This window comes from Azohydromonas aeria, from assembly GCF_009760915.1.
Classification (GTDB): Bacteria; Pseudomonadota; Gammaproteobacteria; order Burkholderiales; family Burkholderiaceae_C; genus Azohydromonas; species Azohydromonas aeria.
In genome coordinates, this window is record NZ_VIDQ01000001.1 from 64,721 (window position 1) to 85,854 (window position 21,134).

General features: G+C 70.1%; 17 protein-coding genes and 1 pseudogene. 5 read left to right on the plus strand and 13 right to left on the minus strand.

The genetic code is table 11. The features are described 5' to 3' along the window. Positions 1 to 4 precede the first annotated feature (4 nt). From FJ694_RS00350 to FJ694_RS00380, 7 genes are all read right to left on the minus strand, one after another. Complete coding sequence (locus FJ694_RS00350) at positions 5 to 2,212, minus strand: exonuclease domain-containing protein (RefSeq protein WP_157263439.1); 2,208 nt, start codon at positions 2,210 to 2,212, stop codon at positions 5 to 7. Next, positions 2,209 to 2,592: a response regulator transcription factor gene (locus tag FJ694_RS00355; RefSeq protein ID WP_157263440.1), complete on the minus strand. Its 384-nt coding sequence runs from the start codon at positions 2,590 to 2,592 to the stop codon at positions 2,209 to 2,211. Before FJ694_RS00355 ends, FJ694_RS00350 begins: the two co-directional genes overlap by 4 nt. Continuing rightward, the gene (locus FJ694_RS00360) at positions 2,567 to 5,344 is read right to left on the minus strand and encodes a sensor histidine kinase (protein WP_157263441.1); all 2,778 of its coding nucleotides are present in this window, start codon (positions 5,342 to 5,344) and stop codon (positions 2,567 to 2,569) included. The genes FJ694_RS00355 and FJ694_RS00360 overlap by 26 nt, the downstream gene beginning before the upstream one ends. 34 nt (positions 5,345 to 5,378) lie before the next feature. Next, entirely contained in the window at positions 5,379 to 5,579 is a 201-nt protein-coding gene (locus FJ694_RS00365) for a hypothetical protein (RefSeq protein ID WP_232539820.1), read from the minus strand. Between the two features lie 18 nt (positions 5,580 to 5,597). After that, positions 5,598 to 5,951, minus strand: coding sequence for a hypothetical protein (locus tag FJ694_RS00370; protein WP_157263442.1), 354 nt, complete (start codon positions 5,949 to 5,951; stop codon positions 5,598 to 5,600). Between the two features lie 147 nt (positions 5,952 to 6,098). After that, positions 6,099 to 7,904, minus strand: coding sequence for a sodium:solute symporter family protein (locus FJ694_RS00375; protein WP_157263443.1), 1,806 nt, complete (start codon positions 7,902 to 7,904; stop codon positions 6,099 to 6,101). 7 nt (positions 7,905 to 7,911) lie between these two features. Beyond that, positions 7,912 to 8,166 carry a DUF4212 domain-containing protein gene (locus tag FJ694_RS00380; protein WP_157263444.1) on the minus strand — a complete coding sequence of 85 codons (255 nt, stop codon included), beginning with the start codon at positions 8,164 to 8,166 and terminating at the stop codon, positions 7,912 to 7,914. A gap of 371 nt (positions 8,167 to 8,537) precedes the next feature. Between FJ694_RS00380 and FJ694_RS00385 the strand changes: the two genes are divergently transcribed. Continuing rightward, positions 8,538 to 10,187, plus strand: a complete 1,650-nt coding sequence (locus FJ694_RS00385; protein ID WP_157263445.1) for an MFS transporter — start codon at positions 8,538 to 8,540, stop codon at positions 10,185 to 10,187. A 69-nt stretch (positions 10,188 to 10,256) separates the two neighbouring features. On the opposite strand, the gene FJ694_RS00390 is transcribed toward FJ694_RS00385, so the two are convergent. Next, on the minus strand, positions 10,257 to 10,847 hold the full coding sequence (locus FJ694_RS00390) for a cytochrome C (protein ID WP_157263446.1): 591 nt from the start codon (positions 10,845 to 10,847) through the stop codon (positions 10,257 to 10,259). 198 nt (positions 10,848 to 11,045) lie between these two features. Here FJ694_RS00390 and FJ694_RS00395 point away from each other — a divergent pair, with 198 nt between their 5' ends. Further along, positions 11,046 to 12,956 carry a type IV pili methyl-accepting chemotaxis transducer N-terminal domain-containing protein gene (locus tag FJ694_RS00395; protein WP_157263447.1) on the plus strand — a complete coding sequence of 637 codons (1,911 nt, stop codon included), beginning with the start codon at positions 11,046 to 11,048 and terminating at the stop codon, positions 12,954 to 12,956. Between the two features lie 8 nt (positions 12,957 to 12,964). Continuing rightward, the gene (locus FJ694_RS00400; protein WP_232539821.1) at positions 12,965 to 13,687 is read left to right on the plus strand and encodes a response regulator; all 723 of its coding nucleotides are present in this window, start codon (positions 12,965 to 12,967) and stop codon (positions 13,685 to 13,687) included. 152 nt (positions 13,688 to 13,839) lie between these two features. Here the strand turns inward: FJ694_RS00400 and FJ694_RS00405 are convergent, their stop codons facing one another. The 5 genes and pseudogenes from FJ694_RS00405 to FJ694_RS00425 all read right to left on the minus strand — a co-directional run bounded on the left by FJ694_RS00405 (position 13,840) and on the right by FJ694_RS00425 (position 17,207). Continuing rightward, a complete protein-coding gene (locus FJ694_RS00405) occupies positions 13,840 to 14,106 on the minus strand; it encodes a hypothetical protein (RefSeq protein WP_157263448.1) in 267 nt (88 codons plus the stop codon). Positions 14,107 to 14,282: 176 nt separating this feature from the next. After that, positions 14,283 to 14,921 carry a hypothetical protein gene (locus FJ694_RS00410; protein ID WP_157263449.1) on the minus strand — a complete coding sequence of 213 codons (639 nt, stop codon included), beginning with the start codon at positions 14,919 to 14,921 and terminating at the stop codon, positions 14,283 to 14,285. 239 nt (positions 14,922 to 15,160) lie between these two features. Then, positions 15,161 to 15,838: a DUF6946 family protein gene (locus FJ694_RS00415; protein WP_157263450.1), complete on the minus strand. Its 678-nt coding sequence runs from the start codon at positions 15,836 to 15,838 to the stop codon at positions 15,161 to 15,163. A gap of 554 nt (positions 15,839 to 16,392) precedes the next feature. After that, positions 16,393 to 16,818, minus strand: coding sequence for an STY0301 family protein (locus FJ694_RS00420; RefSeq protein WP_157263451.1), 426 nt, complete (start codon positions 16,816 to 16,818; stop codon positions 16,393 to 16,395). 3 nt (positions 16,819 to 16,821) lie between these two features. Continuing rightward, positions 16,822 to 17,207, minus strand: a pseudogene (locus FJ694_RS00425) (BPSL0067 family protein). Positions 17,208 to 18,278: 1,071 nt separating this feature from the next. Between FJ694_RS00425 and FJ694_RS00430 the strand changes: the two are divergent. Both FJ694_RS00430 and FJ694_RS00435 read left to right on the plus strand, forming a co-directional pair. Then, a complete protein-coding gene (locus FJ694_RS00430; RefSeq protein ID WP_232539823.1) occupies positions 18,279 to 19,574 on the plus strand; it encodes an MFS transporter in 1,296 nt (431 codons plus the stop codon). 105 nt (positions 19,575 to 19,679) lie between these two features. Beyond that, positions 19,680 to 21,107 carry a NarK family nitrate/nitrite MFS transporter gene (locus FJ694_RS00435; protein ID WP_157263452.1) on the plus strand — a complete coding sequence of 476 codons (1,428 nt, stop codon included), beginning with the start codon at positions 19,680 to 19,682 and terminating at the stop codon, positions 21,105 to 21,107. Positions 21,108 to 21,134: the final 27 nt, after the last annotated feature.

A 21,134-nucleotide genomic window follows, 5' to 3' on the forward strand; every position in this document is an offset into this window, starting at 1 on the left:
GGGCTCAGTACTTCAGCCGCGCGAAGTAGGTCTGCTGCGCCGCCTCGCGCGCCTGGCGCAGCGTGTGGATGCCCCTGTCGGCCAGCAGCGGCACGAGCTTGAGGAAAACCTCGGCCGTCACCATCGCGTCGCCCAGCGCGGTGTGGCGCCCGATCACGGGCACGCCGAAGCGCTCGGCGATGTCCTCCAGCCGGTGCGAGGCCTGCTGCGGGTGCACCAGCGCCGACAGCAGCAGCGTGTCGAGCACGGGCTGCTCGAAGCGCACGCCGCTGGCCTTCTCCTTGAGCTGCAGGAAGCGCATGTCGAAGGCCGCGTTGTGGGCCACCAGCACCGTGTCCTGCGCGTAGGCGTGGAAGGCGCGCAGCACCTCGGCGACGCGCGGCTGGGCGGCCACCATCTCCGGCGTGATGCCGTGGATGGGGATGGTCGCGCGCGGGATGGGGCGCCCCGGGTTGACCAGCTGCTCGAAGCACTCGCCGCGCAGCAGCTTGCCGTTGACCAGCCGCGCCGCGCCGATCTGGATGATCTCGTCGCCGCCGGCCGGGTCCAGCCCGGTGGTCTCGGTGTCGAACACCGTGTAGGCCAGCTCCACCAGGCGCCGCTCGTCGAGCGCGCTGGCGGCCTCGTTGTGCGCCAGCAGGTCGAAGTCGTAGTACTCGGGGCGGCTGTGCCCGTGCACGAAGGCGGCCTCCAGCGTCTGCTGCGACGCGGCCGCGGGCGCCAGCGGCAGCAGCACGCGGAAGAAGGCCTCGTGGCGCACGCGCTCGCGCTCGAACCAGAACTCGCCGCCGTGGCGCTGCACCACGTCGCGCACCGTCAGCGCGCTGCTGGCGCCGCCGCCGCTGGCCATGGGGTCGATCTCCCAGCCCGCCACGGTGGCACTGCTGACGCCGGGGCCGCTCCACACCAGGTCGAGCTGCGCGCGCTGCGCCTGGCCGGTGCCCAGGCGCAGCCGCACCGTGCCGACGTCGAACTCGTCGTGCAGCCGCTGCGCCAGGTAGGCCAGCATCTGCAGCAGCGAGAAGCTGTCCACCTTCAGCCACGGCGCGCCCTGCACCGGCTCCACGCCCGCGCGCAGCCCGGTCTGGGCCTCGATGCGGCGCTGCGCCGCCTGCAGCAGGTCCTCGCCCAGCATCTCCTCCAGCGGCCAGCGCGTGGCCAGGCCCTCGGCGCTCTGCGCGGCGAGCTCATCGATGCGCCGCGACATGGCCCGGGCCTCGTCGCGCGCCACGCCCAGGAAGCGCTCGCGCATGCCGGCGTCGAGCGCGGGGTCGCTGAGCATCTCCACGGCCGTGCGCAGGTTGGCCAGCGAGCCGCGGCTGCCCTCGGTGAGCCCGTGCAGCAGCCGCTCCTGGGCCGACTCCTGCTCGTACTCCTGCGTGATGTTGTCGAGCATCAGCACGAAGCCGCTGAGCGCGGCCTGCGGAGCGCCGTCGGCCTCCCCGGCGCCATCCACGGCGCGCACCGGCGCCATCTGCGCGCGCAGCAGCTGGCCGCCGCGCGTGACGGTGACGAACTGCGCGCTGGGATGCGCCGCGCCGCGCTGCAGCCGCTGCTGCACGCTCTCCAGCGCATGGGCCACGAGCTTGCGGTCGAACACGGTGTAGATCGAGCGGCCCAGCCCGATGAGCTCGGCGCCGCCGGCCGGCGCCGGCGCGTCCGACAGCGCGCGGAACTGCATGCGGGCGCGGTTGTTGTAGAGCAGGATGCGGCCGTCGAGGTTGCACACCACCACGCTTTGCGTGAGCTCGCTCATCAGCGCCGCGAGCCGGTTGCGCTCCTGCTCGATGCCGCGGCTGGCCTGCGCCACCTGCTGCGCGATGTCGCTGTGCAGCTGCCGGCGCTGCGCCACGAGCGCGTCGACCGCCTGCGCCAGCCCCTGCAGCGCCGGCGTCGCGTGCTCGACCGCCAGCGGGTGCTCCACCTCGGTGCCCAGGCGCAGGCGCACCTGCTCCAGCAGCCGCGCCGGCGCGGCGATCCAGCGCTGGTACAGCGGCTGCGCCGCGGCCGCGGCCAGGCCGGCCACGGCGCAGGCGGCCATGAGCAGCAGCGGCCAGCGCGGCGCCAGCAGCGCCGCCAGCGCCTGGCGCTGCGCGGGCTCCAGCGTCAGCCACAGCAGCGTGCCGCCGCCCAGCGCGAACAGCGCCAACCCGGCGGCGGCCGCGCCCGCGGCGGCGGCGGTGGCGGCCAGCAGCCGGCGGTCGCGCCTCATGCCTCGCGCGCGGGTGCCTGCAGCAGCGCGCGCACCTGCTGCGCCAGCTCGGCCGTGGAGAAGGGCTTGGTCACGTAGGCGTCGGCCCCCATGGCCAGGCCCTTGGCGACGTCGGTGTCGCGCCCCTTGGCCGTGAGCATGAGCACGCGCGTGCCGCGCAGCGCCTCGTCGCCGCGCAGCTCCTGGCAGACCTCGAAGCCGTTCTTGCCCGGCATCATCACGTCCAGCAGCACCAGCGCCGGGCGCTCGCGGCGCAGCACCTCCAGCGCCTGCAGCCCGTCGCGCGCCACGTGCACCTCGTAGCCCTCGCGCTTCATGAGGTACTCCAGCGAGATCAGGATGTTGGGTTCGTCGTCAACGACGAGGACCTTGGTCGTCATGGCTTGTCTCCTGCGGCGGCCCTGGGTGCTTGCCCGGCGCCGTCTGTGGTGCTGACGGTTGGTTCCACGGTAGTGTGAAGGCGAAGCACGCGCCTTGACCGTTGTCAGGGCGCAGCTCCAGCTGCCCGCCGAAGTGCGCCACGATCTGGCGGCTGATGGGCAGGCCCAGGCCCGTGCCCTGCGGCCGGTTCGCGGCGTCGCCGCCCTGGCGGAACTTCTCGAACACCAGCTCGCGCTGGTGCGCCGGCACGCCCGGGCCGTTGTCCTGCACCTCCACCGTGGCGCCGTGCGCGTCGCTGAGCAGCCGCAGCACGATGCGCCCGCGCCCTTCGGGCACGAACTTGACCGCGTTGCTCAGCAGGTTGAGCAGCACCTGCATCAGCCGGTCGGGGTCGGCGCGCAGCGGCGGCGGCGCGCCTTCGGGCAGCTCCAGCGCCAGCTGCGCGCCGCGCTCGTGCACCAGCTCCTCCACGGTCTGCGCGGCCTGGCGCAGCAGCGCCACGAGATCCACGTCGGTGTCGTGCCACTGCGCCTGGCCCGACTCGATCTTGGCCAGGTCGAGCACCTGGTTGACCAGGCGGCTCAGGCGCTGCGACTCCGCCACCACCAGCCCCAGGAACTGCTGGCGCTGCGCCGCGGGCATGTCCGGCTCGGCCAGCATCAGCTCGGCCAGCGCGCGGATGGAGGTCAGCGGCGTGCGCAGCTCGTGCGTCACCGAGGACATGAAGTCGTCCTTGAGCCGGTCCAGGCTCTCCAGCCGCTCGTTGGCCGCGCGCAGCTCGGCGCCGGCGCGCTCCAGCGCGTGCGAGTAGGCGCGCAGCTGCGAGGCCTCGTCGAGGATGCGCAGCACGTCGTCCATGTCCAGCGCCTCTTCCTGCACCACCGAGGCCACCACCACGCGCGCGGAGGCGCTGCCGATGGCCCCGGCGAGCTCGGTCTCGACGAAGTGCACCAGCCGCGCGTCGGGCTCGATGTGCTCGACGGCCGCGGCGCCGCTGCGCCGGGCGTAGTCCTCGAACAGCCGCTGCGCCTGCGCCGCGCCCAGGAAGCGCGCGGCCAGCGCGTGCAGGTCCGCCAGCTGCGCGCGGCCGCGCCAGAACACCGGCTGCACGGCCCGGCTGCGGTCGAACACGCCCACGAACAGCAGCGCCTGGCTGGTCTCGCGCGGCGAGGGCGTGCGCAGCAGCGACAGCGCCACGAACAGCCCGGCGTTGGCCAGCAGGCTCCAGAACAGCGAGTGCGTCAGCGGGTCCAGCCCCGTGAGGCCCAGCAGCGCCTCGGGCCGCAGCAGCGCCAGCCCCCACGGCCCGCGCTCGATGAAGTCGGTGTCCCACCAGCCCGACTTGGCGATGGAGGGCAGCATCAGCGTGTAAGCCCACAGCGCGAAGCCCGCCAGCAGCCCGGCCACGGCGCCCTGGCGCGTGCCGCCCTTCCAGTACATGCCTCCCAGCAGCGCCGGGGCGAACTGCGCCACCGCCGCGAAGCTGATGAGCCCGATGCTCACCAGCGCGTAGGCCTCGCCGGCGAGGTGGAAGTACAGGTAGCCCAGCAGCAGCACCACGACGATGGCGGCGCGGCGGATGGCCAGCAGCACCCCGGTGAGGTCGGCGCGCCGCGCCAGCGCCGGCAGCCGCAGCAGCAGCGGCATCACCAGGTCGTTGCACACCATGGTGGACACCGCGATGGCCTCGACGATGACCATGCCCGTGGCCGCCGAGAGCCCGCCGACGAAGGCCGCCAGCGCCAGCGCCTGCTGCCCCGCGGCCAGCGGCAGCGACAGCACGAAGGTGTCGGCATTGGCGCCGCGGCCCAGCACCAGGAGCCCGCCCAGCGCGATGGGCAGCACGAACAGGTTGATGGCCAGCAGGTAGGCCGGGAACAGCCAGGCCGCGCGGCGCAGGTGGTTCTCGTGCACGTTCTCCACCACCATCACCTGGAACTGGCGCGGCAGCAGCAGCACCGACAGCATCGACAGCAGCGTCAGCGCGAACCACTGCCCCCAGGCGAAGGGCCGCTCGGGCTGCGACAGCGCCAGCAGCGCCCGCAGCTCGGGCTGCGCCAGCGCCTGCCCGAACAGCGCGCCGGGCCCGTCGAACAGGCCCCAGGTGACGAACACGCCCACGGCCACGAAGGCCACGAGCTTGACCACCGACTCGAAGGCGATGGCCGCGACCATGCCCTCGTGGCGCTCGGTGCTGTCCAGGCGCCGCGTGCCGAACACCATCGTGAAGCCCGCCAGCGCCAGCGCCACGGCCAGCATGCCGTCGCGCCACCACGGCCCGGGCGCGGCCGCCGGCGCGCCCGCGCCCTGGGTCAGCACGGCGTAGCCGCTGGCGATGGCCTTGAGCTGCAGCGCGATGTACGGAACGATGCCCACCACGCAGATCAGCGTGACGAGCCCGGCCAGCAGCGGGCTCTTGCCGTAGCGGCTGGCCACGAAGTCGGCGATGGAGGTGATGCGGTGCAGCCGCGCGGTGCGGATCATGCGCCGCACCACCAGCCACGCCAGCAGCATCGCCAGCGTCGGGCCCAGGTAGATGGGCAGGAACCACACCCCGCCCGAGGCCGCGCGGCCGACGCTGCCGAAGTAGGTCCAGGCGGTGCAGTACACCGCCATCGACAGCGCGTAGACCCAGGCGTTGCCCACCACCGAGCGGCCCTGGCGCGCGCGCCGGTCGCCCCACCAGGCCACGGCGAACAGCAGCAGCAGGTACGCCGTCGAGGCGACCAGCACGGCCGCGGGCGTCAGCATCGCGCGGGCTCCGGGGCGGGGCGCTCGCGCATGCTCAGTCGGGCCGCTCCATCAGCCACGCCAGCAGCGCGATCAGCAGGGCCCACAGCCCGAACAGCGCCAGCGGGAACAGCGGCAGCCCCAGCACGAGCGCGTCGCGGTCCCACAGCGCCAGTAGCGGGAAGTTCAGCAGCAGCAGCGCCAGCGCGAACAGCCCCAGCAGGCGCTGATGCAGCAGCGTGGCGCGCATGGGCATGGCGGCGGCCCGGCCGGCTCAGGCGCGCCGGCGCGCCGCGGCGGCATGCGCATGCCGGCTCAGCGCGAAGCTGAGGAAGAACTTGCACCAGATCGTGGTGCCCGCGATGGCGGTCCAGCTCTCGTAGGGCAGGCCCGCCAGGACGATGGCCACGATCACGCACACCACCACCGTGCCGGCCACGGCGTTGATGGCCATTTCGTAGGGCGCCCAGCGCCAGGCCTCGGGCGGGGGCTCGCCGTGCTTGAGCGCGACTTCGGAGAAGTCGCGCCGCATCAGGATGCGCCAGGCCCGGCGCAGCCAGAAGAAGGCCATCGGGAACAGCGCGAGGAAGAGGAGCCACGTCAGGACGACGCTGACATCGAAGGCCATGGTTACTACTCCGCAAATGAAAAGGGGCCCTGCGGGCGGCGCCGGCAGGGCCCCATACGGTGGCCGGCGCATGCAGCCCCGGCCGCGAGGCCGGGATCGGGGGCTGCGTGCGCCAGCCCGGCACGGGCTGGCGTGCGGCTGGCGCGCTCAGTGTGCGCCGTCCACCGCCTTGGCGCCGCGCGGGATGCGCACGGCCTCGACCATGGCCTGGATGTGCACCGGCGGCTCCTTGGTCACCTTGTCAACGACGAAGGCCACCACGAAGTTCACCGCCGCGCCCACGGCACCGAAGGCCTCCGGCGTGATGCCGAAGAAGCTGTTGGGCCCGCCGATCAGGTCCACGTACTCCGTGCCCTTCACGAAGAAGATGCCCTTGTGCGCGAACACGTAGAACAGCGTCACGAACAGGCCCGCGAGCATGCCGACGATGGCGCCTTCCTTGTTCATCTTCTTGCTGAAGATGCCCATCATGATCGCCGGGAACAGCGAGCTCGCGGCGATGCCGAAGGCCAGTGCCACGGTGCCCGCGGCGAAGCCCGGCGGGTTCAGGCCCAGCCAGCCCGCGATCACGATGGCCACGGCCATCGAGATCTTGCCCGTGAGCAGCTCGTTCTTCTCGCTGATGTTGGGCGCGAACACGCCCTTGACCAGGTCGTGCGAGACGGCCGCGGAGATGGCCATGAGCAGCCCCGCCGCGGTGGACAGCGCCGCGGCCAGGCCGCCGGCAGCCACCAGCGCGATCACCCAGTTGGGCAGCAGCGCGATCTCGGGGTTGGCCAGCACGATGATGTCGGGGTTGACGGTGAGCTCGTTGCCCTTCCAGCCGGCTTCCGCGGCCTTGGCCTTGGCGTCGGCGTTGGTGCTCTTGTCGTTGTAGTACTGGATGCGGCCGTCGCCGTTCTTGTCCTCGAACTTCAGCAGGCCGGTCTTCTCCCAGCGCTTCATCCAGTCCGGACGCTCCTCATAGCGCAGGCTGGCGTCGGGCGCGTAGAGGTTGCCGCCGGCAGCCACCGCGGTGTTGACGGTGCCGTGCAGGTTGAGCTTGGCCATGGCGGCCACGGCCGGCGCGGTCGTGTAGAGGATGGCGATGAAGACCAGCGCCCAGCCCGCCGAGGAACGGGCGTCCTTGACCTTGGGCACGGTGAAGAAGCGCATGATCACGTGCGGCAGGCCGGCCGTGCCGATCATCAGCGACAGCGTGTACATGAACATGTTGAGCGTGCTGCCGGCCGTGGTCGTGGTGTACTGGCCGAAGCCCAGGTCCGTGACGACCTGGTCGAGCTTCTGCAGCAGCGACACGTCGGAGCCGGAATAGGTGCCGCCCAGGCCCAGCTGCGGCAGCGCGTTGCCCGTGAGCTGCAGCGAGATGAAGACCGCGGGCACCGTGTAAGCCAGGATCAGCACGATGTACTGCGCCACCTGCGTGTAGGTGATGCCCTTCATGCCGCCGAACACCGCGTAGGCGAACACGATGGCCATGCCCACGTAGATGCCCGTCTCGGCCGAGACGCCCAGGAAGCGCGAGAACGCCACGCCCACGCCCGTCATCTGGCCGATGATGTACGTGATCGAGGCGGTCAGCAGGCAGACCACGGCCACCGTGCTGGCGCTCTTGGAGTAGAAGCGGTCGCCGATGAACTGCGGCACGGTGAACTTGCCGAACTTGCGCAGGTACGGCGCCAGCAGCATGGCCAGCAGCACGTAGCCGCCGGTCCAGCCCATGAGGAACAGGCCGCCGCCGTAGCCCATGTTGGAGATCAGGCCGGCCATGGAGATGAACGACGCCGCGCTCATCCAGTCGGCCGCCGTGGCCATGCCGTTGGTCACCGGGTGCACGCCGCCGCCGGCGGCGTAGAACTCGCTGGTCGAGCCCGCGCGCGCCCAGATGGCGATGCCGATGTAGAGCGCGAAGCTCAACCCGACAACGAGGTAGATGGTGGTTTGCAGATCCATGGTGCGCTCAGTCCTCGTGCACGTCGAATTCGCGGTCCAGGTCGCCCATCTTCTTGGCGTACCAGAAGATGAGCGCGATGAAGACGTAGATCGAGCCCTGTTGCGCGAACCAGAAGCCCAGCGGATAGCCGCCCAGGTGGATGCCGTTGAGCGGGCCGGCGAACAGGATGCCCGCCCCGAAGGACACCAGGAACCAGATCACGAGGATCTTGCCCAGCAGTGCCAGTGTCGCTCGCCAGTAACCGGTCGAGTCGTGATTCATGTCGTTGTCTCCTACACCTCAAGGAAGAAAAGGTTGTGGGTGCATCTGCACGGCAAGGCCCCCCGGCCAGAAGGGCCCGCCGCCGCAGGCGAAGGTTTGCCGCGCTTCCTGACGCGTAACTGAATGCTGGCTGACGTTTCCGGGTTTCCCGCGGCCGTTTTTTTTGGATTGTGAAAAATGGCGCGTCGCCAAGGGTAATTCCCAGGTCGCCACCCGCCCCGCGCGCCGTCCCGCTGTCAGTAAGCCCACCGTCAGAAGGGTCCACCACGATGCCCGCGGCACGGCCCGCAGAGGCTCATCGAATCGACAGGAGACATGCATTCATGGCCAGCACTGCCCGTGCGTACAGGCTTTCGCGCTCAAGGGCGCCAATGACGCGCGAGGAGCGCAAGGTCATCTTCGCCTCCAGCCTGGGGACGGTTTTCGAGTGGTACGACTTCTACCTCTACGGGGCGCTGGCGCCCATCATCGCGCGGCAGTTCTTCTCCGGGCTTGAGGCGGGCGCGGCCTTCATCTTCGCGCTGCTGGCCTTTGCCGCGGGCTTCCTGGTGCGGCCCTTCGGCGCGCTGGTGTTCGGGCGGCTGGGCGACATGATCGGGCGCAAGTACACCTTCCTGGTGACGATCCTGCTCATGGGGCTGTCCACCTTCATCGTGGGCATCCTGCCCACCTACGCCAGCGTGGGCGTGGCCGCGCCGGTGCTGCTGGTGCTGCTGCGCATGCTCCAGGGCCTGGCCCTGGGCGGCGAGTACGGCGGGGCGGCCACCTACGTGTCGGAGCATGCGCCGCACGGCAAGCGCGGCTTCTACACCTCGTGGATCCAGACCACGGCCACGCTGGGCCTGTTCCTGAGCCTGGGCGTGATCCTGGGCACGCGCACGCTCACCGGCGAGGCGGCGTTCGCCGACTGGGGCTGGCGGCTGCCGTTCCTGCTGTCGATCGTGCTGCTGGCGGTGAGCGTGTGGATCCGGCTCTCGCTCAACGAGTCGCCCGCGTTCAAGAAGATCAAGGAGGAGGGGCGCAGCTCCAAGTCGCCGCTGTCGGAGAGCTTCGGGCGCTGGAAGAACCTGCGCGTCGTGCTGCTGGCCCTGGTGGGCCTGACCGCCGGGCAGGCGGTGGTGTGGTACACGGGCCAGTTCTACGCGCTGTTCTTCCTGACGCAGGCGCTCAAGGTCGAGGAGTCCACGGCCAACATCCTGGTGGCGGTGTCGCTGCTGCTGGGCACGCCGTTCTTCATCCTCTTCGGCTGGCTCTCCGACCGCATCGGGCGCAAGCCCATCATCATGGCCGGCTGCCTCATCGCGGCGCTGACGTACTTCCCGCTCTTCCACGCGCTCACCGAGGCCGCCAACCCCGCGCTGGCGCAGGCACAGCGCGCCGTGCCCATCACCGTCACGGTGGACCCCGCGCGCTGCAGCTTCCAGGGCAGCCCCATCGCGCGCGAGGTGGACTTCCGCACCGACTGCGACCTGGCCAAGCGCACGCTGGCGCAGGCGGCCGTGAACTACACGGTCGTCGAGGGCCCGGCGGGCACCGCGGCCTCGATCCGCATCGGCGAGCGCGTCATCCCTGCCTTCGACGCCACGCGCACGCCCAACGGCCACGCCTTCGACGCCCCGAGCAAGGCGAGGATCGCCGCGTTCAAGAAGGAGGTCGCGGACGCCGCCAAGGCGGCCGGCTACCCCGTGGCCGCCGACCCCGCGCGCATCAACAAGCCGCTGGTCATCGGCATCCTGACGCTGCTGGTGATCTACGTGACCATGGTCTACGGCCCCATCGCCGCGATGCTGGTGGAGCTCTTCCCCACGCGCATCCGCTACACCTCGATGAGCCTGCCCTACCACATCGGCAACGGCTGGTTCGGCGGGCTGCTGCCCACCACGGCCTTCGCCATCGTGGCGCAGACGGGCAACATCTACAACGGCCTGTGGTACCCGATCGTGGTTGCGGGCGCGACCTTCGTGATCGGCATGCTCTTCATCCGCGAGACCAAGGACCGCGACATCTACGCGGCGGACTGACGGCGGCCCCGGGCTCCATGAAAAACGCGGCCCGTGGCCGCGTTTTCTTCATTCCTCAGGGCACCGCGCTCACGGCCCCGGGTTGGGGTTGTCCGGCGCCGAGGGCAGCGAGCGCAGGTACTCGTAGATGGCACGCAGGTCGCGCTCGACCATGTGGCTGTACACCGGCCAGGGCATGACCTGCAGGATCTGGCCCGGCGCGTCGTTGGGGCTGTGGCCGGTGCGTATCGTCCGGATGAACTGCCACAGCCGCAGCCCGGCCGGGTTGCCGCGCGCGTCGGGACGCAGGTTGGGCGAGGTGAAGGGACCGAACTGGCGCCCGCCGCGCAAATAGGCCTCGGCGTCGATGCGCTCGGGCTCGCCATTGAACGGGTTGCCGCCGGGCGCGTAGGCCGGGCGGGCATGGCAGTCGTTGCAGCCGCCCACGGCGTTGACGAGGTAGCTGCCCAGGCCCACGAGCGTGCGGTCGCGGCCCTTGAGGTTGAGCGTGACGCCCTCGGGCACGATCGCGAAGCCGCGCGAGATGCGGTCGTTGGGCTCGGGGCGCGCCACGCTGGGCGGGCTGCCCGGGGCGCCGTCGGCGCCGTGCGCCGGCGCCGTGCCGGCCAGCAGCGCGCCGGCCAGCGCCGCGCAGCTCAGGGAAAAGGACGTGCGATGCATGAGGCGATCCTTTCACTGGGTCCGGAAAAGCCGGCTTGGCGCGCCACGGCCGCGGCGCGGCGCCGGGACGCCGACCGTAGGCGCGGGTTCCCTGGCGCGCATCCCGGGAAATGGGGGCGTGCTGCCGCGCGGGCGCGGGGTGCGGGGTCTCTTGACAAGAGGCAAGCGCCGGCAACCGCCGCTGCATAGAGTGCGCGCATGAAAACGACCTGGACGCTGGCGCGCAAGCTGCTGGCCATCGGCACGACGATGCTGGTGCTGGCGCTGGCCTCGATCGGGCTGACGCTGTGGGTGAGCTGGCAGCTCGAAGGCGGGGCGGCCGCCGTCAACGAGGCCGGGCGCATGCGCATGCAGACCTGGCAGCTCGCGGCCTCGCTGCACGACGCCGCGCCGGCGCAGGTGCAGGCCAAGTTCGAGCGCTTCCAGGACAGCCTGGCGCTGCTGTCCGAAGGCGACCCCTCGCGCCCGCTGCTCGTGCCCTGGAACACGGCGGCGCACGCCGCCTTCAACGACGTGCTGCAGCAGTGGCAGGAACTGCACGCGCGCTGGCGCCAGTCGCCGCCACCGCCGCCGGCGGCGGTGCGCGCCGATGCCGAAGCCTTCGTGGGCTCGGTGGACGCGCTGGTGGACGCCATCGAGGGGCAGCTCGCGCGCTACACCAGCATCCTGCACCTGTACCAGCTGGCCATGCTGGGCCTGGCCATCGCCGCGGCGGTGGTGCTGCTCTACACCGGGCACCTGTTCGTGCTGGAGCCGCTGGCGCGGCTGCAGCGCGGCCTGGAGCGCGTGGAGCAGGCCGACTTCGGCGCGCGCGTGGAGGTGCCCACCCGCGACGAGTTCGGCCGCCTGGCCTCGGGCTTCAACCGCATGGCGCGCACGCTGCAGTCGCTCTACCAGGACCTGGAGGACAAGGTGCGCGAGAAGACCGCCTCGCTGGAGCTGCAGCGCGCGCGGCTGCAGACGCTCTACGACGTGAGCGCGCTGCTGGCGCGCGCCGACACGCTGGAGAGCATGGCGCAGGGCTTCGCGCAGCAGGTGCGGCGCATCGCGCGCGCCGACGCCGTGGCCATCCGCTGGTCCGACGAGGCCAACCAGCGCTACCTGCTGCTGGCCGGCGAGGGGCTGCCGCAGGCCATGAGCGACAGCGAGCACTGCGTGCCCACGGGCGACTGCCTGTGCGGCCAGTCGGCGGCCGATGCGCGCATGCGCGTCATCCCGATCCGCAGCGCCGACCGTACCCTGGGCCACTGCGCCCGCGAGGGTTTCAACATGCTGGTGAGCGTGCCGGTGCGGCTGCACCAGCGGCTGCTGGGCGAGGTGGACCTGTTCTACCGGACCGAGGTCCCGCTCAGCGACGACGAGAGGAGCCTGCTCGATGCGCTGGCGAGCCACCTGGCCGGCGCGATGGAGGGGCTGCGCGCCGCGGCGCTGGAGCGCGAGCAGGCCGTGGCCGAGGAGCGCGGCTTCATCGCGCGCGAGCTGCACGACTCCATCGCGCAGTCGCTGGCCTTCCTCAAGATCCAGGTGCAGCTGCTGCGCGCGGCGCGCCAGCGCGGCGACGAGGCGCGCGTGGAGCGCACGCTCGACGAGCTCGACACCGGCGTGCGCGAGTGCATGGGCGACGTGCGCGAGCTGCTGGTGCACTTCCGCACCCGCACCAATGCCGAGCACATCGAGCCGGCGCTGCGCACCACGCTGCAGAAGTTCGAGCACCAGACGGGCCTGAAGACGCACCTGGAGATCGAGGGCCACGGCCTGCCGCTGGACCCGGACGTGCAGGTGCAGGTGCTGCACGTGGTGCAGGAGGCGCTGTCCAACGTGCGCAAGCACGCGCAGGCCAGCGAGGTGTGGGTGGAGGTGGCCGCCGGCGCGGGCACGGGCTGGCGCTTCGAGGTGCGCGACGACGGCGTGGGCTTCGACCCGCAGGCCGACCGCGCCGAGACGCACGTGGGCCTGAAGATCATGCGCGAGCGCGCCGCGCGCATCGGCGCGCAGGTGCAGCTCGACGCCGTGCCCGGCGCGGGCAGCTGCGTGACGCTGACGCTGCCGCCCGGCGCGGCCGTGCCGGGTGCGGCACCGGCGGCGGGCAGCCGCGCCGCGGCGGCATGATCGCGCCCATGACGACGATGCAATCCCTTTCAGGCGCTGACGGCGGCGGTGGCGCCGGGCCGGTGCCGATCCGGCTGCTGGTGGTGGACGACCACACGCTGTTTCGCCGCGGCCTGATCGCGCTGCTGGCCGCCGATGCGCGCTTCGACGTGGTGGCCGAGGCGGCGGACGCCGGCGAGGCGCAGCGCCACGCGCAGGCGCTGCAGCCCGACCTGATCCTGCTCGACAACCACCTGCCCGGCGTCAACGGCGTGGACGCGCTCAAGGGCCTGAAGGAGTCCGCGCCGCGCGCGCGCGTGCTCATGCTCACCGTCAGCGAGGACGAGCGCGACCTGGCCGCGGCGCTGCGCAATGGCGCCCAGGGCTACCTGCTCAAGACCATCGACAGCGAGGCGCTGGCCGCGTCCATCGTGCGCAGCATGCGCGGCGAGTCGGTGGTCAGCCCGGAGATGACGGCCAAGCTCGTGGCCGCGTTCCAGTCGCTCCATGCCGCGCCGGCGGCCCCGGCGGCCGCGCCTGCGGCGCCGGCCGACCCGATCCAGACGCTGTCGCCGCGCGAGCGCGAGATCCTGGCCCACATCGCGCGCGGCGCCAGCAACAAGGAGATCGCCCGTGCCCTGGACATCGCCGAGACCACGGTGAAGATCCACGTGCAGCACATCCTGCGCAAGCTGGGCTTGAGCTCGCGGGTGCAGGCGGCGGTGTATGCGACGGAGCGGGGCGTGAATTGAGGCGCCCGGGCCTCACGGCCCCATACGGAGCGGACAGAAAAACCCGTTCGGACTGAGCTTGTCGAAGCCTTTGGCGGCGTTCCGAGCGCCTGCCCTTCGACAGGCTCAGGGCGAACGGGAAGAGGCCATTCGGCAAACAAGTCCGTTGCGTATCACAGGTGCTGCTCGATCCACTCCCAGGCTTTCTTGGGCAGCCAGCCGGCGTAGTCGCGCGTGACCTTGATGACGAGCAGGCTGTCGTCGTCGTGCAGCGACTTGCGCAGCCGTGCCGAGAGCTCGTCGGCGGCCTCGGCGGTCTGCACCAGCCACGTGGTGCCGAGGTGGTGCCACCAGGTGCCCGAGCTGCGCAGCTCCTCGTGCAGCGGGGCGTAGTTCTGGCCGAGCTTGGTCAGGTCGTAGGAGACGCAGTAGACGGGCATGGCGGTCGGGGCGCGGCGGCCGTGGGTCGGGAGATCGTGGAGGCGGCGGTGTCCCGGCTTTGTCGCGCAAGCCGGCGCCGCCGCCCAGGCAGCAATGCGCATCCCGGCGCGGCGCGTGTGGCGGCGGCGCACGCGGAGCGCGCCGGCGTGAACTGCTGCGCAGGCGGCCCGGGGCGCTAGCGCGCCAGCGCCACCGTCAGCGGCGCCGCGGCCGCGGGAGGGGCCAGCACGGCGAGCTCCACGCCCGCGGCGGTGCCGGCGGCGTCCAGGGCCTGGCCGTGCGCGTCCACCAGGCGCAGGCGCAGCGCGCGCGCCGGACGCAGGTCCTGCAGCGACAGCCGCACGGTGCCGCTGCCCAGCAGCTCGGCCGCGGCCGCGCCGGGGGCGGACAGGCGCACCGGCCCGTCGGCGGCCTCGATCTCGGCGCCTTCCACGCGCAGCTGCACCTGCGCTTCGGCGCCGCGGCGCAGCTGCAGCGTCAACGTGGCCTCGCCCGCGGCGTCGGCCAGGACGTGGGTGGAGAGCACGCGCACCGAGGAGCTGCCGCGGCGGGATTCGGCCGCCGCGGCGGCCGGCGTGGCCACCGGCACCGCCTCCACCGCCGCCGGGACGGGAGGGCCGGCCACGTTGGGCGGCGGCTCGACGATCCGTTGCCACGCAGGCAGCGCCACGGTGTCGAGCCACTCCAGCGAGGCGCCGGCGGCGGCCAGCGCCAGGCACGCGGCCACGGCGGCGCGGCCGAGCATCGGTCCGCCGGGATACAGGGCGATGCGTGCGATCAGGTCGCTCAGGTGCTCGGCGGGCGTGGCTGGCATGGCGTCGGTCGGAAAGCTTGGGCGCGGCGGCCTCCCGGGCTGCGACGGGAAGGCCGGCACGGCGCCGGGTGGAAGACTGACTGCGACTGCGACTGCGACTGCGACTGCGACTGCGACTGCGACTGCGACTGCGAGGCGCCGTTATAGGGGGCGGCGGGCCGCGCCCGCCATAGGACGACTTGCCCGGCCGGGCAGGCGCATCCGGCTATTGACGCCGCTCAAGCGTTGCGTTTGGGGCGTCACCATCCGCGCCGCCCCGACTGCCCCGTGACCCAGCCCAGCAGCAGCTCCACGCCGCCGCGCTGGCCGATGGGCACGATGCGGTTGATGCGCGGCTCCGCGCCCAGCAGCCGCACGAAGTCCATGAAGTCGCAAAAGCCGACCTGGTCCGGGCTGAAGGAGTGCACCAGCATCAGCGCCTGCGTCGCGCAGAAGCGCCGCGCCTCGACGATGGCCGAGACGGCGCGGTGCAGCAGCTGGTAGCGGATGGTGCCCACCGGCACGGCTTCGAGCCCCAGCTCGGCCTGCAGGTAGGCCAGCCGCGTGACCTTGCCCGGCGAGTGGCCGGCGAACCACTCCTGCACCGTGGGCCCGAAGGATTCGCTGACCTTGCCCTCGACCGCGATGGAGACCAGGTGCTCGCCGCTGCGTGCCAGGGCCCAGACGTCGCTCTGTGACGGCCGCGTGCCGCCGGGCAGCGCCACGGCATGCTCGGGAAGGGCCAGCAGCAGCTCGACGTCGGGGAAGCGGCCGCTGGCGGCGAGCACCGCCTCGACCTCGGGCGGGAAGCCGTCGGCCAGCTGCCAGGCGTGGGCCAGGGCGTGGGCCGAGTAGCCGCTGCGCCACTGCCTGGCCGGCGCGGTGAGGAAGCCGGCCCACTGGCCGGGGTCGATGGCGGGAACGTAGATGTGGTTCACGGCGGGACTGCTTTGCGCCCGGAAGGGCGGAAGTTGGGTGCCTTCAGGGTGCTTTGCAGGGCCGCCGCCGTCCATGGGAAGAAGGTCCCGCGCGCGGCGTGAGGTTTGTACCGGGGGAGGGGGAGGGATGTGGGGGGACAAGCGCCGTGCCGCACCGCACCGCATTCCACAGGAAGAAGCTTGCGGCCGGCTGGTTGGCCGCCGATACCGTGATTCCTCTTTGGCTCAGGCCCGGCAGAAGCGCTTATCAACGCGCGGGCAGGAGGCCTGCTTGCGGGCCAAATCCGCGGCCTGGGTAGGGTTCTCATTACTCCGTCATCCCCGCAAGCGAGCCATTTGCCCTCGCCGAAACTGCCGCTGAAGGTCCAGCGCTTCGAACTCATCCTGGCGCCGCGGCTTTGCCGGGCCTTGATCGCCTTTTCGTTCTCGGGCGGCCCGACATAGGCATTGAGCCCTTGGGTGATGGCGGAGCGGAAATTGGGCGGCGTGTCGCTGTCCGCCACTTTCCCAGACTCCATGTTTGACGAGGCAAGACTCAAGCCGGCAGTATCGAGTTATCGGCAGCGAAACACGCCATGAGGTAGTTTGGGGTTTCCCTTCTGCTCCAAAATGCCTCGGCATTGTTCAGTGGGCTCGTCAAGCCGCTTGGCCAGTCTTATGAGCCCCTCCGCATAATCGCAGGAAATCCATTTGCCTTCGGGAAAATCGCCTTCGAATTTCCATCCGGAATCACGGCTTCTCACGTCCAGATTGGGCGCCATGGAGGATTTTTTCTCGGGCGGACCGTTGTAAACCGTCATGCTGTACAACAGGAACGACGATTTTGGTGTGCTGACCACGAAGCCGGTTGGAAGGTCTTTCAAAGCCACTTGCCCCGAGTCCATGAATATTCGGGTTGGACACTCGATGCGGACATCGGCTCTGCCTGGTTGGGAAGCCACGAGCATGGTCAATGCGGCGCAATAGCTGAAAATGCGCATGGTTCATTCGATGATGGAGTAGGCGTCGGCGCTGTTGCTGGGGTCTGCAAACCTGCCTGATTGCAGCTTGCCTTTGCGTGGAATATGCCGGCTGAAAATGGTTTTCTTTTTGCTGCCGAACCATTGATCCATGATGGTGATGCCGTTGGCGTCCTTTGAAATAAAAAAGGCCGCGTGGTTGCCGGTGGACAGGCTCTGGTACTTGCCGTCAACAAAAGTTGCTATTGCCGTCCCCTTGGTGATGTTGTTGCCTCCATGACGGACTTGCCCTCTTTCCAAAAAGACGTGTGGGGGAGTTTGGCGAAATGTTGAAGCAGTGCCACGCACTGGTGCGTACCCACCTTCGGTTTACTTTTGAGTTCGTCCACGTCGGAGTAAACGTAAGTCATGGCGTAGCGGGCTTGCGCCGGCAGTGAGGGAGATGCCGACGCTAAACACGGCAGTCCGCAGCTTCCATAGGAGCTTTGTACTGCCCCGGGCAGGACGAATCGCCTGCTGGTAAACCCGCTGAATTCAGAGGTGAAAGTGGCGATGAAGGGAAGGGTGCAGGCGGATTGGAAACCGCCCCGTCAATTCATTATTCCGACGATGGCGCACCATCGTGCCGGCCGAAGCCAACAACGCCGTCATGCCCGCGGACGCGGGCATCCAATTTTGGCCGTCCGGCAGGACGGCGGGTTTATTGAGCTTTCAGTTGAAAGCCGGCCTGGCGGACGGCGCGAATATGGGTGCCCGCCTGCGCATACCGCTGTCTAAAAATACTCGTCCAGCGGTATCCCGTCAGCCGCGATGCCTCGCACCCCGGCCCGTCATTCCGGCGAAAGCCGGAATCCACGCGCGCTGTTGCGGTGCAATGGCTGGTGCTGGCACGTGCCTGCGTTGGCTGGCGAAACAGCGCGGCGTTCGTGGATTCCGGCTTTCGCCGGAATGACGGAACGGAGGGCGCGCCGTGTCGGCTTCCGGCTGGCGCTTTCTCCGGCTTTCTCCGGCCGGAAGGCGCGAACGCGGACATCCGATTTGGCTTGTCAGGCAAGACGGTGGAATATATTGAAAGCCGGCCTGGCGGCCGGCGCAAACATGGATGCCCGCGTGCGCGGCCATGACGGCGTTTCTCCAGTGGCCTGCGGTGCGGCGCTCAAATAGCCAGCCGCTCGTTGAGAAGCAGTTTGCCGGTGTTGCGGCTGAGCCGGCTGATTATGCGGATGAGAGGGCAAAAGGCTCGGCTTCCACCAATTTGTAGCGAGCCGTGACATCGACAATGAGCTTCGCCACTTATTTCACGCTCGGCAGTCGTCCGTGACAAAAGCCCGTGAAGGAATTGCCTCGCATAGTTCTTTGGAACGATGCGGCGCTTGGTGGGCTAGTTCTTCCGTTCCTTGAAATCAACCCAACCGGCGAATGTTCGCCCCTGCGCAAAAACCCGAAAGTCACGGCCTAAGGAGCCCAAAGGAGGAGCTCACATGGCCTCAATCACTTCAACCACCGCCGCGCGCTTGCCCAGCCAGGGTGCCGCCGCCGCAAGCCGCAGCCGTCAGGCGCTGTCGGTGCTGGTGGTCTCGACCCTGGCTTTCACCGTCTGCTTCATGGTGTGGATGATGTTCGGCGTCATCGGCATCCCCATCAAGAAGGCGCTCAACCTCAGCGCCACCGAGTTCGGCCTGCTCACCGCCACGCCGGTGCTCACCGGCTCTCTCGTGCGCGTGCCGCTGGGCATCTGGACCGACCGCTTCGGCGGCCGCATCGTCATGACGATCCTGATGGCCTGCACCGTGCCGGCCATCTTCCTGATGTCCTATGCCACCGAGTTCTGGCACTTCATCGTCATCGGCCTGTTCGTCGGCCTGGCCGGCGGCTCGTTCTCGGTGGGCACGCCCTACGTCGCGCGCTGGTTCCCCAAGAACCGCCAGGGCTTCGCCATGGGCGTCTATGGCGCCGGCAACTCGGGTGCGGCGGTCAACAAGTTCGTCGCCCCGGTGATCCTGGTGGCCGCGGGCTGGACCCTGGTGCCGCAGGTCTATGCCGCCGTGATGCTGGGCACCGTGGTCCTGTTCTGGCTGTTCAGCCACTCCGACCCGGCCCACCTGGTGCCGAGCAACGTCAAGTTCACCGACCAGCTCAAGGCGCTCAAGGACCCCAAGGTGCTCAAGTACTGCCAGTACTACAGCATCGTGTTCGGCGGCTACGTCGGGCTGTCGCTGTGGATGGTGCAGTACTACGTCGGCGAGTACGGCCTCGACATCCGCGTCGCCGCGCTGCTGGCCGCCTGCTTCTCGCTGCCCGGCGGCGTGCTGCGCGCCATCGGCGGCTGGCTCTCGGACAAGTACGGCGCCCACTCGGTCACCTGGTGGGTGATGTGGGTGAGCTGGATCTGCCTGTTCCTGCTGTCCTACCCGCAGACCGACTTCACGGTCCTGACCGTCAACGGCCCGGCCACCTTCCACATCGGCCTCAACGTCTACACCTTCACCGGGCTGATGGCGATCCTGGGCGTGGCCTGGGCCTTCGGCAAGGCCAGCGTCTTCAAGTACATCGCCGACGACTACCCCAAGAACATCGGCGCCATCAGCGGCATCGTCGGCCTGGCCGGCGGCCTGGGCGGGTTCCTGCTGCCGATCCTGTTCGGCGCGCTCATGGACCTCACCGGCGTGCGCTCCAGCGCCTTCATGCTGCTCTACGGCGTGGTCTGGGTCTCGCTGATCTGGATGTACTTCACCGAAGTGCGCCAGCGCCGCGTGATGGGCCCCGAGGCCGCCTGACGCCCCAACGCCCCACTCGATAACCCCCTGACACATCCGCCCCCCGCGCGCCGAAAAGCGCGCGGGCCGGCCCCCCCTACGCCCGTCACCCGCGGAGAACCGCACATGACCACTTCTTCCTCCACCGCCGCCCTCGCGCCCCGTGCGCGGCAGGGCCGGCTGCTCACCCACTGGACGCCCGAGGACAAGGGCTTCTGGGCCCGCGAAGGCGAGGCCGTTGCGCGCCGCAACCTGTGGCTGTCCGTGCCCGCGCTGTTCCTGGCCTTCGCCATCTGGCAGGTCTGGAGCGTGGTCGCCGTGAGCCTGCCCGGCCTGGGCTTCCAGTACTCCACGAACCAGCTGTTCTGGCTGGCCGCGGCGCCCGCGCTCTCGGGCGCGACGCTGCGCATCTTCTATTCCTTCATGGTCCCGGTCTTCGGCGGCCGGCGCTGGACGGCGATCTCCACCGCCTCGCTGCTGATCCCGGCGCTGGGCATCGGCTTCGCCGTGCAGGACAACACCACCGGCTACCCGACCATGCTGGCCCTGGCGCTGCTGTGCGGCCTGGGCGGGGGCAACTTCAGCTCCTCCATGGCCAACATCAGCTTCTTCTTCCCGAAGGAGAAGAAGGGCACGGCGCTGGGCATCAACGCCGGCCTGGGCAACCTGGGCGTGTCGGTGGTGCAGTTCCTGTCGCCGCTGGTCATCGCCATCGGCCTGTTCGGCGCCATCGGCGGCGAGGCCCAGAGCCTGATCAAGAACGGCACCGCCTCCACCGTGTGGGCGCAGAACGCCGCCTTCATCTGGGTGCCGTTCATCGCGCTGGCCGCGCTGGGCGCCTGGTTCGGCATGAACGACATCGCCGACGCCAAGGCCTCCTTCGCCACCCAGGCCGCGATCTTCCGCCGCAAGCACAACTGGCTGATGTGCATCCTGTACCTCGGCTGCTTCGGCTCCTTCATCGGCTATGCCGCGGGCTTCCCGCTGCTGATCAAGAGCCAGTTCCCGGGCGTGAACCCGCTGGCCTACGCCTGGATGGGCCCGCTGGTGGGCGCGCTGATCCGCCCCCTGGGCGGCTGGCTGGCCGACAAGCTCGGCGGCGCGCGCGTGACCTTCTGGAACTTCGTCGTCATGGCGCTGGCCGTGGTGGGCGTGCTGCAGTTCCTGCCCACGGGCGGGCAGGGCGGCAACTTCGCCGGCTTCTTCGCCATGTTCATGGTGCTGTTCATGACCACCGGCATCGGCAACGGCTCGACCTTCCGCATGATCCCGGTGATCTTCCTGAACCAGGCCCTCAAGGGCGTGGACCGCAAGGACGCCGTGGCCATGGCCCGCGCCACCAAGGAAGGCAACACCGAAGGTGCCGCCACCCTGGGCTTCACCGCGGCCATCGGCGCCTACGGCGGCTTCTTCATCCCCAAGAGCTACGGCACCTCCATCAGCCTCACCGGCGGCCCCGAGGCGGCGCTGATGTGCTTCGTCGGCTACTACGTGCTGTGCGTGGCCGTGACCTGGTGGTTCTACAGCCGCCGCAACGCGCCCATGCCCTGCTGAAGCAGCAGCGGCACACGAAGGCAGCAG

Excerpts from the sequence above, each read along its gene's own strand:
- FJ694_RS00350 (WP_157263439.1), bottom strand. The coding sequence starts at position 2,212 with ATGAGGCGCGACCGCCGGCTGCTGGCCGCCACCGCCGCCGCCGCGGGC.
- FJ694_RS00355 (WP_157263440.1), bottom strand. The coding sequence starts at position 2,592 with ATGACGACCAAGGTCCTCGTCGTTGACGACGAACCCAACATCCTGATC.
- FJ694_RS00360 (WP_157263441.1), bottom strand. The coding sequence starts at position 5,344 with ATGCTGACGCCCGCGGCCGTGCTGGTCGCCTCGACGGCGTACCTGCTG.
- FJ694_RS00365 (WP_232539820.1), bottom strand. The coding sequence starts at position 5,579 with ATGCCCATGCGCGCCACGCTGCTGCATCAGCGCCTGCTGGGGCTGTTC.
- FJ694_RS00370 (WP_157263442.1), bottom strand. The coding sequence starts at position 5,951 with ATGGCCTTCGATGTCAGCGTCGTCCTGACGTGGCTCCTCTTCCTCGCG.
- FJ694_RS00375 (WP_157263443.1), bottom strand. The coding sequence starts at position 7,904 with ATGGATCTGCAAACCACCATCTACCTCGTTGTCGGGTTGAGCTTCGCG.
- FJ694_RS00380 (WP_157263444.1), bottom strand. The coding sequence starts at position 8,166 with ATGAATCACGACTCGACCGGTTACTGGCGAGCGACACTGGCACTGCTG.
- FJ694_RS00385 (WP_157263445.1), top strand. The coding sequence starts at position 8,538 with ATGACGCGCGAGGAGCGCAAGGTCATCTTCGCCTCCAGCCTGGGGACG.
- FJ694_RS00390 (WP_157263446.1), bottom strand. The coding sequence starts at position 10,847 with ATGCATCGCACGTCCTTTTCCCTGAGCTGCGCGGCGCTGGCCGGCGCG.
- FJ694_RS00395 (WP_157263447.1), top strand. The coding sequence starts at position 11,046 with ATGAAAACGACCTGGACGCTGGCGCGCAAGCTGCTGGCCATCGGCACG.
- FJ694_RS00400 (WP_232539821.1), top strand. The coding sequence starts at position 12,965 with ATGACGACGATGCAATCCCTTTCAGGCGCTGACGGCGGCGGTGGCGCC.
- FJ694_RS00405 (WP_157263448.1), bottom strand. The coding sequence starts at position 14,106 with ATGCCCGTCTACTGCGTCTCCTACGACCTGACCAAGCTCGGCCAGAAC.
- FJ694_RS00410 (WP_157263449.1), bottom strand. The coding sequence starts at position 14,921 with ATGCCAGCCACGCCCGCCGAGCACCTGAGCGACCTGATCGCACGCATC.
- FJ694_RS00420 (WP_157263451.1), bottom strand. The coding sequence starts at position 16,818 with ATGCGCATTTTCAGCTATTGCGCCGCATTGACCATGCTCGTGGCTTCC.
- FJ694_RS00430 (WP_232539823.1), top strand. The coding sequence starts at position 18,279 with ATGGCCTCAATCACTTCAACCACCGCCGCGCGCTTGCCCAGCCAGGGT.
- FJ694_RS00435 (WP_157263452.1), top strand. The coding sequence starts at position 19,680 with ATGACCACTTCTTCCTCCACCGCCGCCCTCGCGCCCCGTGCGCGGCAG.